We start from the raw sequence: 13870 nt of genomic DNA, 5'->3' as shown, positions 1-13870 counted from the left end.
ATCAAGGGTTTCAGCGACAGGGACAGTTACACAAAATATAAGATATGGGTAATTGGTTAAAGTAATCTTTTTCTATAAATATTTTGATGATAGAATATTTATAGAAAAGAGGTGCTAAGCGTGGGGAAAAAAAGAAGATATCTAAAGAAGAGAAAGAAAGAAAAACAGAATAGGGACTTATTAGGGAAAAAAGATGAAATTGTTCCTTTACAATATGAAATACCAAAATATTTTCAGGATTTAATAGATTTACATAAAAGAAGCAAGGAACGGAATGTAATAATATGGAAGGTGAAAAGAAGAGCGCAAGAACAGTTCAAAACAGTGCAGGAGATGCAAAAAAAATTCCAAGAAGAATTCAAGCCAATTAGGGAAATGCAAAAAATAATACTAGAACAGTACAAGCCAACGCAGGAGATGCAAAAAAGAATGCGGGAACAATCAAAACTAATATGGGAGATACAAAAAAGAATACAAAAACAATACAAGCCATTATTTGAACTAGTAGACAAATACAAGTATATTAATTGGAATATATTGAATCAATCTGCAGAAGATGAGCTAAGGCAGATTGAGGGAATCTTAATTAAACATGAAAAAGAATATTGGTGTTTAGATATGAATGTTGTACAATTCATAATTAACGGTAATGTAACAAAAGACAATGTATCAAAGTATGTAGAAGATAATTTGGAAGCATATGTAGCAGAAATAATTCGAAATCCTATGTATGAAATTCATGTATCTTTAATAAAAGAGGCCTATGAAGCTTATAAAATAGGTTTATATAAATTGTGTATTATGCCATTATTTGCAGCATTTGAGCATGTTATTGCCTTTTGGCTAAAGGGTAACATAACAACAGAAATGATATCGATTAAGTCTAATCCTAATATAAGGAGACTTTATAAAAGGGTTAAGCCGGAAGAATATCGTGAGCTAGAGATAGAACAAATTAAAAATGTCTTTGTGGCATCAGTTCTTAGAGGTTTTCACAATATGTTTATTACAGGTTCGGATGAATTAGGAACAAACCTTAACCGTAATTCAATAGCTCATGGTTTTCATGACTATAGTACTCTTTCTAAGGTAGATGTACTTAAATTATTTCAATTACTTAAATCGGCTTTAATATTACAGTTTGTTAGTCCAAAAAAAGTGGCAGAGTAGTGACCGCTTTTTGGCAGTAAATGTGCCGGTTGTTTTGGTATTGGCGTGTTATATTTGTATTGTGAGTAGTGGCGGAAAACATTGCTCATAAAATTCCTTATAACTGAAAATGGATCGTCATAACCGGTGGCGATGGTTGCAAATTGGATGAACAGTTGTTTCTTGATTCCACATTCAATTGCGATTCGCGTTGTGTAAACTGGGAAGGGCTTTTGCTCTTCTTTCAATCGCTGACTATGAGACGCAGTAAAAACTACGGGAGAGTGATGTATCGTCGGCGATTGAAAGAGATGTAGAACCTCTTAACCCAACGTAATAAAATATGAAGCATACTAACACGATTCGTCTATTTGAAATACCGTTATCAATGTAAAACTGCATTTACCGTATTTATAGTAATAATATAAGATTTTGACGAAAGGGCAACTGTTGCATGGTTGTTCTTTTGTTGTAAAACTGAATATTTAAATGTTGATTCTTCAAATAATACCAATTAATATATTAATTGGTATATATATAGAAGAGGGGTTTGGTTGGATTGGCGATAATATTTAGTTTTTTTAATCAAGGCTGGGTAGGATCTTTAATAGGGATAATTGGGATATTAATTGCAATAGTAACCTATCGAAAATCTAAAATTGGCCAGAGGTTAGTTTATCAATCTAGTGCTACTAAAATAATAGGAAAGAATCAAAATACACCAGAAGAGATACAAATTTATTTTCGTGGAAGTGAAGTGCCTCGAGTAATTAAAACAAATTTGGTTATCTGGAATTCCGGAAATGAGACAATAAAGAGTAGTCATGTTACTAAAGAAGATCCGTTAAGAATACAAATTGAAGAATCAGAAAGTATTATTAGTTATCGTATTCTTAAAGAAACTCGACATACAAATAAGGTGAATTTAGTTCCAGATAAAGAAAATGTATTACTTTTTAATTTTGACTACTTGGATCCAAATGATGGAGTCAGAGTAGAGATATTACATACAGATGATAAGAACCCAGTTGTATTTAAAGGGACTGTTATAGGAATGAAACAAGATATAAAAAGTTGGAATACAGAAAGAGGAGTAAAAAAGAATAAGGGTATATTTCCTTTCATAAAAAAATCATGGGCTATCAAAATAGCACTCGGAACAACGTTTTTATCGGGATCATATTTATGTTTAATGCCGATTATATATTGGTTCTTTCCAGATGCATATCGCGAGTTAAATCATATGTTTAAGGGGAAATCTAACAATATAACACTTAGTATTTTCTTTGTATTCGGGATGATTTATATATCTGCGCCATTATATCTGCTTAGTTTAAAACGGAAAAGATTCCCCAAAAAATTAAAAGAATAGGTAGTCAATATTTCGAGATTAAGCGCTCCACATGGAGTGCTTTTTATTTTGGAATTAATAAGGCAGTGTAAGTAATGGATTCAATCAATATTATCCTAATGGTGGATTTGCTAATATTCATAAAACTACTAATCCTAAACAAGAAGCGATTAAGTGGTATGGAGAAGAAAAAGAACGATTCGACTATTGTGAGGTTTGGGACTCTGATGCTCGTGAGTATATAGATACTGATAAGGAGTGAGGATAAATGGATAGTGTTTTAAACGGTAAGATTGCTGTGCTTGGGCTTATGCCTATTAATAAAAAAGTGTACATCAATTACCTTAAGCCACATGAGAAAGTAAATAAGAAGGCTGAGGTTGATACTAATCGATTCAAATATTATAAGCTGTATGGAAAGAAGCCTATATTTTACTCTATGGAATATATTAAGCAAACTCCAATACAAGATTTATTGGAAAGAGATAAAGGTAATCAAGAACGTTGGATAAAGACAGATGAATGAATATAAAACCAAACAACAGAAGCGTAAGTTCTATGACAGTGGTGTGTGGAAGAGTATACGTGAACAAGTAAAGAAGCGAGACAACAATGAATGCCAAGAGTGTAAGCGCAATGGCAGTGTTCGTGTGGACATCAATGAATACAGTGAGAGTGCCAAGCGTAAGAAGATTCAACTCGTTGTCCATCATATAAAAGAGCTTGAACATCATCCTGAACTTGCATTAGATAAAGAAAATCTCGAAACAGTCTGTGTGGATTGCCATAATAAAGAACATGGTAGAGTATTCGAAAAGAAAATCAACAAATGGGAACACGATGAAAAGTGGTAAAAAAGAATCGGCAATAATAAGTCCCCCCCTTAAAAAAATTCATCAAAAAATGTTCTAAGGGGCACCGGAGGAGAGGGTTAACTGTCAGGTTTTTTTCGATTTTACGCACGTAAGGGGGGTGGGTAGATGGCTGTCAGTATTACAAAGTTGAAGGAACAGCTAATGAATAGTATTGATATTGAAGATTTAGTCGAGGTTGAAAAAGTAGAACGATACATTGATTTAGTTAAAGCATTTAGAAAAATAAACAGGACTATTAATAAAGAAGGTGAGTCCGTTACAGTCAAAAATGGATCTCAAGTTTTTGTTAAGGCCCATCCTCTTATAAGTGAAAGGAATAAAATTAACAGTTCTTTAATTGCTTTAGGAAGAGATATAAAGTTTGTTTGTAAACCGAATATTCCTAAGGCTGGTTACAGTAAAAGTGATTTAACATGATTAGGCAAAAGTATGTAGAAGAATACATTGAACTTTATCGAAGTGGAAAAATAAAGTTCAACAAAGAAAGAGAACTGTTAATTAATTATCTAGAAAAATACGTTTTAAACAGAGACGATTTGTATTTTGATGATGAAATGATTCAGGATTGTATCAACTTTGGTGAGAAGTGGTATTTTCCGTTGCAGTCATTTCAAAAATTCTTAATAGCATACGTTTTTTTGTTTTATAAGAAAAATGGACGCGTATTTTATCGGAAATTCTTATGGATGTTAGGACGTGGTGGCGGTAAAAATGGTCTAATATCTGTAATTATTCACTTTTTAATTAGTGAATTGCACGGCATCCCGGAGTATAACATTTCTGTTGTTGCGAATAGTGAGGAACAAGCGAAAACAAGTCCTGACGAAGTTCATAAATGTGTAAAGAAAAATGAAGTTTTACAGAGAGCTTTTAAAACCACGTTAACTCAAACTGTTTCAAAGGCTACTGAAAGTATACTAAAGTTTAGAACTTCAAACGGGGATACAAAAGACGGCTTGCGTGATGGTGCAGTCGTATTTGATGAGATACATCAATATGAAAGTAATAAAGATGTTCGTGTCCATATCAGTGGCTTAGGGAAAAAGAAAAACCCCCGTGAATTTTATATTGGTACAGATGGTTATGTACGAGATGGCTTTTTAGATAAACAAAAAGAAAAAGCTATGAAGGTTTTAAATGGTGAAGCTCGTCCTAATGCTGTATTTCCTTTTATCTGTAAGCTTAATGATGAAAAGGAAGTTGATGATATTGAAAATTGGGAATTAGCTAACCCTATGTTGTCGCATCCATTAAGTGAGTATGCTGAAGGGTTGCTTGAAACGATAAAGGAAGAATATGAAGATTTAGAGGATGATCCAAGTAACCGAGAAGAATTTATGACAAAGCGTATGAACCTACCGGTTACAAATCTAGAACGATCTGTTGCTAAATGGTCAGAAATTCTTGCTACAAATCGTCCATTTCCTGATTTATATGGCCAAGAATGTATTGGAGCTTTAGATTTTGCAAGTATGCGAGACTTTGCTGCATGTGGGCTTTTGTTTAGAAAAGATGGTAATTATATTTTTAAAACACATTCATTTGTACGTAAGGAATTTGTTGATATTTACTATGGATATTCAAAAAAAGCTGGTGAATATAAAAAACAAAAGTTTGCGCCAATTAAAGATTGGGAAGAACAAGGCTTGCTAACAGTTGTGGACGAACCGACTATAAATCCATCTCACATTGTAGATTGGTTTGTAGAGATGCGTGAGAGTTATGGACTTAAAAAGATTATAGGTGATAATTTCAGATTAGAAGCTATAAAACCATTGTTAATAGCAGAAGGTTTTGAAGTTGAAATTATAAGAAACCCTAAAGCAATTCATAGCTTATTGGCACCACGTATTGAAATGGCCTTTGCGAATAAACAAATTATTTTTGATGATAATCCTCTTATGCGTTGGTATACACAAAACGTATTGGTTGTTATCAAAAATGATGGTAACAAGATTTACGAGAAAAAAGAACCTGTGAGAAGGAAAACAGATGGATTCCAATGTTTTGTCCATGCTCTTTATCGAGCGGATGAGATACAAGAATCAACAGAATTCCTAATTGGTGATATTAAATTCTAGTAAAGGGGGTGATGATAATTGGATGGTTCGGTTCAATATTTAAAAGAAATAAAGAGCTAGAATTTATGCTAGATTTGGATTTGATTGCTGATACAGCAAACAGACTTCATATGAAACGTCTAGCGATTGATACATGTGTATCATTTTTAGGAAGGACAATTAGTCAATCTGAATTTAGAGTGAAAAATGGTAAGGTATTTCAGAAAAATGAACTTTATTATCGCTTAAATATTAGGCCGAATAAGAATATGACGGCCAGCACCTTTTGGGAAAGATTCATCCGTAAACTCATTTATGATAATGAATGCTTAGTTGTACAGGCGGATGATGGTGATTTACTTATTGCCGATGGATTTCAGCATAACGAATATGCTGTATATGAAGATACTTTTACAGATGTAACAGTAAAAGATTACACGTTTAAGCGAAGTTTTAAACAAAGCGAAGTCATTCACTTAAAGTATCGAAATGATAAACTATCTCCACTTATCGATGGATTGTTTGCAGATTACGGTGATTTATTTGGTAGGATATTAAATTCACAAAAGCGTAAAAATCAAGTTCGTGGCACGGTTGATATGGATATGATTGGTGCCAAAACAGAAGAACAAATAACGAAGTTACAAGAGTTTATAGACAACATGTATAAGTCAATTGGGTCAAAAGATATAGCTATTGTTCCACAACAAAAGGGTATTAATTATAACGAGATATACAATGGTGTGGCGAATGGACCAAGTGTGGAAGAAATCAATAAAGTAACAAGTGGTTTCCTAAATCAAGTAGCTATGGCAATGGGTATTCCAATAGCTTTGATATATGGGGAAATGGCTGATGTAGAAAAGCAGACGAAAAATTATATGCTTTTCACAGTACGGCCATTATTAAAAAAGCTATCTGATGAAGCGAACGTTAAATTTTTTGAAATGAGCGAATATCTTTTAGGACAAAAAATTGTGGTTAAGGCTGTTTCTTATCAAAGTATATTTGATCTTGCTACAAGTATTGATAAACTCATTTCTTCAAGTGCATTTACAGGAAATGAGATTCGATCAGAAGTAGATTATGAAGATTCTGATGATCCGAACTTAAATGTTCATCATATTACGAAAAATTATACAAAATTAGATAAATCTGAGGGAGGTGAGGAATAATGGAGCAAGTGAATATGAATAAGCTTTTAAACTTAAAACGAGATATTCGTTTTGAAGCTAAAGGTGAAAATGAGTATAAATTAACTGTTTACGGTTCAATCGGTGGATGGTTTAGTGAAAATAATGCTGAAGCTGTAAGAAGGAAAATTCAAGATGTTAAAGCAGAAAAAATACACGTTCATATTAATTCAGGTGGAGGTTCCGCATTCGATGGTGTAGCGATTTGTAATCAGTTAAAACAGCATAATGCAGAAATCATAGTTCATATTGATGGTTGGGCGGCTAGTGCCGCATCTGTAATTGCAATGGCAGGAGATAAAATCATTATGCCTAGTAATACTATGATGATGATTCATCAAGCGAGTACCTTTGAATATGGGAATGCAGATCTTTTTGAAAAAACAGCACGAGACTTACGAAAGATTGATTCAGCTTTAGCAGCATCTTATAAGAAACGTTTTGTTGGAACAGATGAAGAATTAAAACAACTTTTAAAAGATGAAACTTGGCTAACAGCAGATGAAGCAGTTGCTCTTGGTTTAGCGGATGAAATTGCTGATGAAATTGAAATTGATGATACGCAAGAAGATGAAGAAGAGGAAGTTGTAGAAAATTTCAAAGAAGATTTAGTAGCAAAGTATACGAAACAACCAAATAATCAAAATCCAAAAGAGCCTATTCAAGAGCCTGTTAATACAAAACAGAATCTGAGTACGCTCTTTTTAACTTTAGGAGGAAAATAAAATATGGTGATAAAATTTAATAATTTTGAAGAGAAGAAAATAGCATTTGCAAAAGCAACACAGGAAGGTACAGCGGAAGAACAATCAGCAGCATTAAATTCTATGATTGAAGCACTTGCTACAGATGTGCGAGTAGATATTCTAAATCAAGTAAATGAATCTATGGTAGACCGTTCTATTATGCAATCTCGTGGTTCCAATGTATTAACTAGTGAGGAAATGAAGTTCTTTAATGCAGTTGTGCAAGATGGTGGATTTAAAGATACGGAGATTCTCCCTAAAACAACGCAGGAGCGAATCTTTGATGATTTAGTTGACGGGCATCCGTTCTTACAACACGTTGGATTAGAGAATTTAGGCGCTGTTACAGAATTCATCTATGGAGATCCAGAAGGTGCAGCTGTATGGGGACCATTATTTGGTGATATTCAAGGGCAGTTAAACGCAACATTCCGAAAAGAACCAATTACTCAACTTAAATTAACAGCATTTATTCCATTGTCAAATGATATGTTAAATCTTGGGCCTGTATGGGTGGAACGTTATGTTCGTACAATGATTACAGAAGCTATGGCGGTTGGATTAGAGCGAGGATTTGTAATTGGTACAGGTAAAAATGAACCTATTGGCTTGCTAAAAGATCCAAGTGGAAATGTTGTTGGTGGTGTATATCCGGATAAAAAGGTTGCTGGTACATTAACATTTGAGCCAGGTCGCAAAACAATTAATGAATTAAAAAATGTTGTTAAATTACTTGCTAAAAAATTAAAAGCTGATGGTAAAGATGCAGATAAGCCGAAGAATATTGCTGGAAAAGTAGTTATGGTGACGAATCCCTTTGACACATTTGATATTCAAGCAAATGCAACAACTTTAAATGCAGCTGGGGTTTATTTAACGAGCTTACCATTTAATCCAACACCTACAGAATCAGTGTTTGTACCTCAAGGAAAAGTGTTGTTTTTTGTTAAAGGGCAGTATATTGCAGCAATGGGTGGAACGGAGCCGATTAAAAAGTTTGATCAAACGTTAGCGTTAGAGGATGCAACACTTTATATCGCTAAACAATATGCTACAGGTAAACCAAAAGATAAATATGCAGCACAAGTTTATGAATTGAAAATTGAGGAAGTAACGCCACCGACACAAGGATGATGTGAATGAATACAGTAATTTCAGATGTAATTATACAGGAGTTTAAAGAGAGGATGCACTTAGGTGATGAGGAAGATGATAACCTAAAGCGCATCCTTTCTACGTCTAATAAGGCGTTACTTAGGGTTTGTGGGGATTATGATTTGAATAATGACGAGGAGTTCAAGGAATTAGTCTTTGAACGCTCTCGTTATGTTTATAACGATGCATTAGAGTATTTTGACAAGAATTTTTTAAGTCAAATTAATAGTTTAGGCATCGATAAAGCATTAGAAGAAATTAAGTTGGACGGTGATTAATATGCGTCCTTTTCAATACAAGAAACCACTGAATACAGGTGATTTTAGAAATCGAATTATCATTGAACAACCTGAAGTAATAAAAGATGAGATAAATCAAGAAGTTGAAACAGGTAATTGGCAAGAAGTTAAAAAAGCATGGGCGATGATAAAAACGGTAAAAGGTTCGGAGTATATTGAAGCTTCAGCTTCACAGTCTACACGAATTTATCGTTTTGTAATCCCTTATACAACAGGCATTACAGAATTAATGCGAATTAAAATGAAGAGTCGTATCTTTGACATTATCGAACCGCCAATGAATGATGATGAAATGTATCAAACATGGACTATTATCGCAAAGGAGCATGTTTAATATGAATGATTTTGCGAGCGAACTTGCTAGGGAGTTACAAAGGTATGCAAATGTTGTAGAAGAAGAATTGCTAACAGCACAAGAAGAAGTAGCTGATCTTGCTGTAAGTAAATTAAGACAAAGTGGCCCTAAAAAAACAGGCGCTTATCGTAAAGGGTGGCGTAAGAAAAAAGAAGGTAATAGTGTTGTCGTCCACAATACCAAAGGACAACTAACGCATCTTTTGGAAAATGGCCATGCAAAGGCTGGTGGTGGACGTGTTCCGGCTCAAGTACATATTCGTCCAGTTGAAGAGTATGTAATTAATGAATTACCGAGACAGATTGAAAGGGCGCTTGAATAATGACATTAGGTGAATTAACAAAAATCCTTGAAGTTACAGGTTATCCTGTGGCTTATTCGCATTTCATAGCAACGCCAGGTAAGTCAGTGCCAGCACCACCTTATATTTGCTTCCTTGTGGATGGATCAGATAACTTAATGGCTGATAACAAGGTATATCACAAGATAAATGATTTAAATATTGAACTTTACACAACTAAAAAGGATTTAATTGCGGAATCCAAACTTGAACAAGTCTTAGAAGATCATGAGATTCCTTATGACTCGTATGGGACTTTTATTGAATCTGAAAAATTGTATCAAAAAATATACGAAACGAGGTTGATATGAATGAATGAAAATAAAGTTGTCTTTGGTCTAAAGAAAGTACACTATTGCGTAATTACTGAAGATGAAACTGGAAAAATCACATATGGTACAGCTGGGAAATTACCTGGTGCTGTTGAACTGAAGATGGATCCAAAAGGTGAACAATCAGACTTTTGGGCTGATGATAGTAACTATTACGCTGACTCAAGTAACCAAGGGTACGAAGGGACATTAAATATCGCTATGGTTACTGAGGCATTCAGAACTGATGTATTAGGAGAAATCTTAGATGAAGATGACCAAGTTCTTTCAGAAGTTTCGAATGCAAAGATTAAGAGAATTGCTCTTATGTTTGAATTTGATGGAGATGTGAAAGCGACACGTCATGTACTTTATAATGTATCAGTTTCTCGTCCTGGTTTTGGTTCTTCCACAAAGAGTGATAAAACAGAGCCTAATACAACTGAATTGAAATTTATTGCGTCACAGCATCCGGAAACACTTAAAGTGAAATCTTCTACAAAGGTAACAACACCAGCAAGTGTTTATGATGCTTGGTATACAAAACCTTACGAAAAAAAAGTAACACAAGGGGCGTAACTAGATGGAAAAAACAATTGTAATCGATGAAAAAGCAGTTCTTTTGAAAAGTACCGCTGGCACAGCTATTCGCTATAAGGCCCAATTTAGACGTGATATGTTCGCCGATATCCTTAGTTTAGGTTTACTTTCTTCATACATTTCAACTGATGGTGACCAAAGCAATATTGATCTTTCACAGGTTGATTTAAGTAAATTAGATTTTGAAGTTATTTATAACTTAGTATGGGCATTTGCAAAAACGGCAAGCAAAGAGGTTCAGGACCCATTAACATGGCTAGATACATTTGGTGAATTTCCGATTGCTGAAATTATTACTGAAATTCAGGACTTAATTAAAAGCACCGTTCAGTCAAAAAAAAACTAACAGAAGATGAACAAGGGCAAGGACGTAACGATGGAAAAGGTGGATTTTCCGTTGATACATTCCTTGCTCTTTGTTATTCATGCAAACTTTCAAAAGAAGATTTAGAAGATATGACAATAGGTGATTGCTTAGATTATATCGATGAGTATGTGGAATTACGAAATCCGAAGAAAGAAAAAGAAAATACAAGAACAGCTACACAAGATGACTTTAATAATTTCTAAGTAAACGAGGTGATAACATGGCAGGAAGAATTAAGGGAATAACGATAGAAATTGTCGGAGAAACAACCGGTCTTCAAAACGCCTTAAAAGATGTTAACAAACGAAGTAGCGAACTATCGAAAGAATTAAAAGATGTAGAACGGCTCTTAAAATTCAACCCAGGTAACGTGGAAGCTCTAGCACAAAAACAACAATTGCTTACTCAGCAAATTGAAAATACAACGAAAAAGTTAGATAGTTTAAAGTCAGCTCAACAGCAAGTGCAAGCACAATTCGAAAGCGGCGCGATTAATGAAGAGCAATATCGGGCGTTCAGGCGTGAAATTGAATTTACAGAAGGGCAACTTAATGGATTCAAAAACAGTCTTGCAGGATTAAAGGCTGAGCAAGAAAAAGCAGCAAGTTCAACAAGACAATTAGAGACTTTATTTAGTGCCACAGGGAAAAGTGTTGATGATTTTGCGGATGCATTAGGGAATCGTCTTGTGAATGCAATTAAAAACGGTACAGCATCGAGTAGGCAGTTAGATCAAGCGATTGAGATAATTGGAAGAGAAGCGCTAGGAGCCGAAGCAGATATTGGGAAGTTGCAACAAGCGCTTCGTTCTATTGATAATGGTAATTCCATTCAAAACATCAGAAACGACTTAAATCAACTTTCCCAAGAAGCAGAGGAAGCGGGCGAAAGTGTTAAAGGGTTAGGTGTTGAGTTAGAAAACGTAGTAGCTGGAATAGGCGCTGGTCTAGGACTTAAAGAAGTTATCGAACAGTCTCTAAATATGGATGAGCTAAAGACTAAAATCGATATTACTTTTGATGTTCCAGAATCATCAAAAAGAACTGTGGAGGATGCAGTCAGGACTGTTACAGCCTATGGCGCTGATGCAGAAGAAGCTTTAGAAGGTGTACGTTTACAATGGGCTTTAAATAAGGAAGCATCTGATGAATCTAATGCAGCGATAGTAAAGGGAGCAGCTGTGGTTTCTAATTCATACGCAGGTATCGATTTTACAGAGTTGATACAAGAAACGAATGAAATTGGTAGTGAATTAGAAATTTCTAATGAAGAAGCGCTAGGATTGGTTAATTCCCTTTTAAAAATAGGATTCCCACCAGGACAATTAGACATTATAGCAGAATATGGCGCGCAGCTAAGACGAGTTGGTTATACAGCACAAGAAGTACAAAGTATTATGGCAAGTGCGGCTAAGGAAAAATCGTGGAATGTAGATAACCTATTGGATAAACAATTGTCCCTATGAGTGGTGACATTCATAGAAAACTCCTTTAATTCAGTGAAAATCTCTATAAGAGACAATACTGAGCGAAGCCTGTAAAAGGGAACGTGCAACGACTAGCTGAAAAGCGTAGGGTGTAAGCTGATGACATCCGAAATGGGGAGCGTCTTATATAAAGATGATGATATAGTCTGGTCTGTATAGTGATATACAGAAGTTCATAAGAGAACTGGTAGGGACTTGCGAATCCTGCTGAACATATCGGGTTTAAAAGAAGGACGTATTCGTTCAGTTGAAATGGCACGAGGATTAAGCAATTCTATGAAGGATGCGGTCCGTGATGCTGTAGATGATACTGAAAAAATGTCTGATGCACAGATTTCAGCAATGCAAAAAGGGTTCGCCAAACAAGAATCTGCACTTGCGAACTCATTTAGTAATCAAGAAAAGGCACTTTCTAAAAGCCATAGTCGAAGACAGAATGAATTAGCTAAAAGTCTTGATGCTGAATATAATGCGGTTTCCAAAAGTTATGAAAATCAACAAAAGAATTTAGAAAAGAAACTTAGCGCTGAATATGATGCGGCATCAAAGAATTATGATCGACAACAAAAAGCACTTGAGAAGTCCTTAGATGCAGAAGTTAAAGCGTTTGAAAAGTCTTCTGAACAGAAAATAAAACTCATCGATAAAGAATATACGGAACGAATGAAGCTGATCGATGAGGAAAAGTACAATCGTCTTAAAGCAGTAGACGATCAAATTAATTCTTTGGATGCGAAAACGGCAGCTGAAGATAAATATTTTAAAGATCGTGAGAATGCGGAAAAACGTGCTGATTTAAAAGTTAAAATAAGTAAAGCGAAAAATGAAGAAGAACGTCAGGCAGCAATTAAAGCTCTACGAGATCTAGAAGAGAAAATGCGCTTAGACAAAATACGCGAAGAACGCAAAAGTCAAATCGATAGATTAAAAGAGGAAAAAGACAGCATAAAAGAAGCGTCTGATGCAAAGAAAGAAGCGCTAAAATTAGAAATCGATAATCGTAAAGAACAAGTTAAAGAACAAATAAATAATGAAAAGGAAGCTTTAAAAGAACGACAACAAGAACAAAAAGAAGCTTTTCAGCAAAACAAACAAGAGAATTTAAAGGAAATTAGTGAATCGAATAAAGCACAACTTGATTCATTAAGAGAAGTAAATCAAGCGAACTTATCAGCTTTAAAGGAAAGTCAAAATGAACGCAAACAAGCGCTAAGTGAGCGTTTAAGTGATGAAATGGACGCTGTACGTGAATCACATAGAGCTGAGTTAGAATCTTTTAAAGAAATGAATGCAGAAAAACTAGAGCTAGCGAAAAATCCACCAGATAGTGCAGCGGTACAAGAAATATTCTCTCAACTAGAAGGCTGGGGCAAAGCGATTGCTAAAGGTGGAGAAGAGGGTAAAAAAGCATTTGTAGATATGGTGAAATGGTTAGATCAAATCGAGGATGCGGATTTAAAAGAAGCGATTGGTGTAGAACTTTTCGGTAGATGATAAATTGTGCCGAAGTAAAATCGCGGTATAAAGCAAAGAGGGTGCGAATCCTAATTTGAACCGAAGGCTATGCAAAGTATAGTCAGGGG

At 34.8% G+C, this 13870-nt stretch carries 15 protein-coding genes and 2 pseudogenes; all 17 read left to right on the top strand.

The genetic code is table 11. The annotated features are described in order from the left end of the window. The first annotated feature begins 120 nt into the window (after nucleotides 1-120). Complete coding sequence (locus ILS93_RS06645; RefSeq protein ID WP_222660234.1) at nucleotides 121-1170, top strand: hypothetical protein; 1050 nt, start codon at nucleotides 121-123, stop codon at nucleotides 1168-1170. Between the two features lie 538 nt (nucleotides 1171-1708). Then, nucleotides 1709-2521, top strand: a complete 813-nt coding sequence (locus tag ILS93_RS06640) for a hypothetical protein (RefSeq protein WP_222660232.1) — start codon at nucleotides 1709-1711, stop codon at nucleotides 2519-2521. Nucleotides 2522-2768: 247 nt separating this feature from the next. Then, nucleotides 2769-3026: a hydrolase gene (locus ILS93_RS06635; RefSeq protein ID WP_222660230.1), complete on the top strand. Its 258-nt coding sequence runs from the start codon at nucleotides 2769-2771 to the stop codon at nucleotides 3024-3026. Next, nucleotides 3019-3354 carry an HNH endonuclease gene (locus ILS93_RS06630; protein ID WP_222660228.1) on the top strand — a complete coding sequence of 112 codons (336 nt, stop codon included), beginning with the start codon at nucleotides 3019-3021 and terminating at the stop codon, nucleotides 3352-3354. Before ILS93_RS06635 ends, ILS93_RS06630 begins: the two co-directional genes overlap by 8 nt. Nucleotides 3355-3480: 126 nt before the next feature. Continuing rightward, entirely contained in the window at nucleotides 3481-3792 is a 312-nt protein-coding gene (locus ILS93_RS06625; protein WP_000301140.1) for a P27 family phage terminase small subunit, read from the top strand. Further along, nucleotides 3789-5456 (top strand): terminase TerL endonuclease subunit, encoded by a 1668-nt coding sequence (locus tag ILS93_RS06620; protein WP_222660226.1) that lies wholly within the window; start codon nucleotides 3789-3791, stop codon nucleotides 5454-5456. The genes ILS93_RS06625 and ILS93_RS06620 overlap by 4 nt, the downstream gene beginning before the upstream one ends. A gap of 11 nt (nucleotides 5457-5467) precedes the next feature. Next, entirely contained in the window at nucleotides 5468-6610 is a 1143-nt protein-coding gene (locus ILS93_RS06615) for a phage portal protein (protein WP_261783937.1), read from the top strand. Continuing rightward, on the top strand, nucleotides 6610-7353 hold the full coding sequence (locus ILS93_RS06610; protein ID WP_098103283.1) for a head maturation protease, ClpP-related: 744 nt from the start codon (nucleotides 6610-6612) through the stop codon (nucleotides 7351-7353). Before ILS93_RS06615 ends, ILS93_RS06610 begins: the two co-directional genes overlap by 1 nt. A 3-nt stretch (nucleotides 7354-7356) precedes the next feature. Next, nucleotides 7357-8508, top strand: coding sequence for a phage major capsid protein (locus tag ILS93_RS06605; RefSeq protein WP_222660224.1), 1152 nt, complete (start codon nucleotides 7357-7359; stop codon nucleotides 8506-8508). 5 nt (nucleotides 8509-8513) lie between these two features. Further along, a complete protein-coding gene (locus ILS93_RS06600; RefSeq protein ID WP_074602631.1) occupies nucleotides 8514-8807 on the top strand; it encodes a hypothetical protein in 294 nt (97 codons plus the stop codon). Nucleotide 8808: 1 nt separating this feature from the next. After that, nucleotides 8809-9162 carry a phage head closure protein gene (locus ILS93_RS06595; protein ID WP_222660221.1) on the top strand — a complete coding sequence of 118 codons (354 nt, stop codon included), beginning with the start codon at nucleotides 8809-8811 and terminating at the stop codon, nucleotides 9160-9162. Nucleotide 9163: 1 nt separating this feature from the next. Next, nucleotides 9164-9505: an HK97 gp10 family phage protein gene (locus ILS93_RS06590; protein ID WP_098103280.1), complete on the top strand. Its 342-nt coding sequence runs from the start codon at nucleotides 9164-9166 to the stop codon at nucleotides 9503-9505. Continuing rightward, nucleotides 9505-9834, top strand: a complete 330-nt coding sequence (locus ILS93_RS06585) for a hypothetical protein (protein ID WP_098103279.1) — start codon at nucleotides 9505-9507, stop codon at nucleotides 9832-9834. The genes ILS93_RS06590 and ILS93_RS06585 overlap by 1 nt, the downstream gene beginning before the upstream one ends. Further along, nucleotides 9835-10413: a major tail protein gene (locus ILS93_RS06580; RefSeq protein ID WP_098103278.1), complete on the top strand. Its 579-nt coding sequence runs from the start codon at nucleotides 9835-9837 to the stop codon at nucleotides 10411-10413. Between the two features lie 4 nt (nucleotides 10414-10417). Then, nucleotides 10418-10780: a hypothetical protein gene (locus tag ILS93_RS06575; protein WP_098103277.1), complete on the top strand. Its 363-nt coding sequence runs from the start codon at nucleotides 10418-10420 to the stop codon at nucleotides 10778-10780. A 241-nt stretch (nucleotides 10781-11021) separates the two neighbouring features. Beyond that, a pseudogene (locus ILS93_RS29070) lies at nucleotides 11022-12248 on the top strand (tape measure protein); the annotation flags it as partial. 258 nt (nucleotides 12249-12506) lie between these two features. Then, a pseudogene (locus tag ILS93_RS29065) lies at nucleotides 12507-13775 on the top strand (tape measure protein); the annotation flags it as partial. Nucleotides 13776-13870 lie beyond the last annotated feature (95 nt).

This window comes from Bacillus sp. 16GRE42 (genome assembly GCF_019837435.1).
In the GTDB taxonomy this organism is placed as follows: Bacteria; Bacillota; Bacilli; order Bacillales; family Bacillaceae_G; genus Bacillus_A; species Bacillus_A wiedmannii.
The sequence above is the reverse complement of the archived record's forward strand: the minus strand, read 5'-3'. Positions and strand labels throughout refer to the sequence as shown.

Excerpts from the sequence above, each read along its gene's own strand:
- ILS93_RS06595 (WP_222660221.1), top strand. The coding sequence starts at position 8,809 with ATGCGTCCTTTTCAATACAAGAAACCACTGAATACAGGTGATTTTAGA.
- ILS93_RS06625 (WP_000301140.1), top strand. The coding sequence starts at position 3,481 with ATGGCTGTCAGTATTACAAAGTTGAAGGAACAGCTAATGAATAGTATT.
- ILS93_RS06605 (WP_222660224.1), top strand. The coding sequence starts at position 7,357 with ATGGTGATAAAATTTAATAATTTTGAAGAGAAGAAAATAGCATTTGCA.
- ILS93_RS06590 (WP_098103280.1), top strand. The coding sequence starts at position 9,164 with ATGAATGATTTTGCGAGCGAACTTGCTAGGGAGTTACAAAGGTATGCA.
- ILS93_RS06580 (WP_098103278.1), top strand. The coding sequence starts at position 9,835 with ATGAATGAAAATAAAGTTGTCTTTGGTCTAAAGAAAGTACACTATTGC.
- ILS93_RS06615 (WP_261783937.1), top strand. The coding sequence starts at position 5,468 with ATGATAATTGGATGGTTCGGTTCAATATTTAAAAGAAATAAAGAGCTA.
- ILS93_RS06620 (WP_222660226.1), top strand. The coding sequence starts at position 3,789 with ATGATTAGGCAAAAGTATGTAGAAGAATACATTGAACTTTATCGAAGT.
- ILS93_RS06610 (WP_098103283.1), top strand. The coding sequence starts at position 6,610 with ATGGAGCAAGTGAATATGAATAAGCTTTTAAACTTAAAACGAGATATT.
- ILS93_RS06585 (WP_098103279.1), top strand. The coding sequence starts at position 9,505 with ATGACATTAGGTGAATTAACAAAAATCCTTGAAGTTACAGGTTATCCT.
- ILS93_RS06575 (WP_098103277.1), top strand. The coding sequence starts at position 10,418 with ATGGAAAAAACAATTGTAATCGATGAAAAAGCAGTTCTTTTGAAAAGT.
- ILS93_RS06600 (WP_074602631.1), top strand. The coding sequence starts at position 8,514 with ATGAATACAGTAATTTCAGATGTAATTATACAGGAGTTTAAAGAGAGG.
- ILS93_RS06630 (WP_222660228.1), top strand. The coding sequence starts at position 3,019 with ATGAATGAATATAAAACCAAACAACAGAAGCGTAAGTTCTATGACAGT.
- ILS93_RS06635 (WP_222660230.1), top strand. The coding sequence starts at position 2,769 with ATGGATAGTGTTTTAAACGGTAAGATTGCTGTGCTTGGGCTTATGCCT.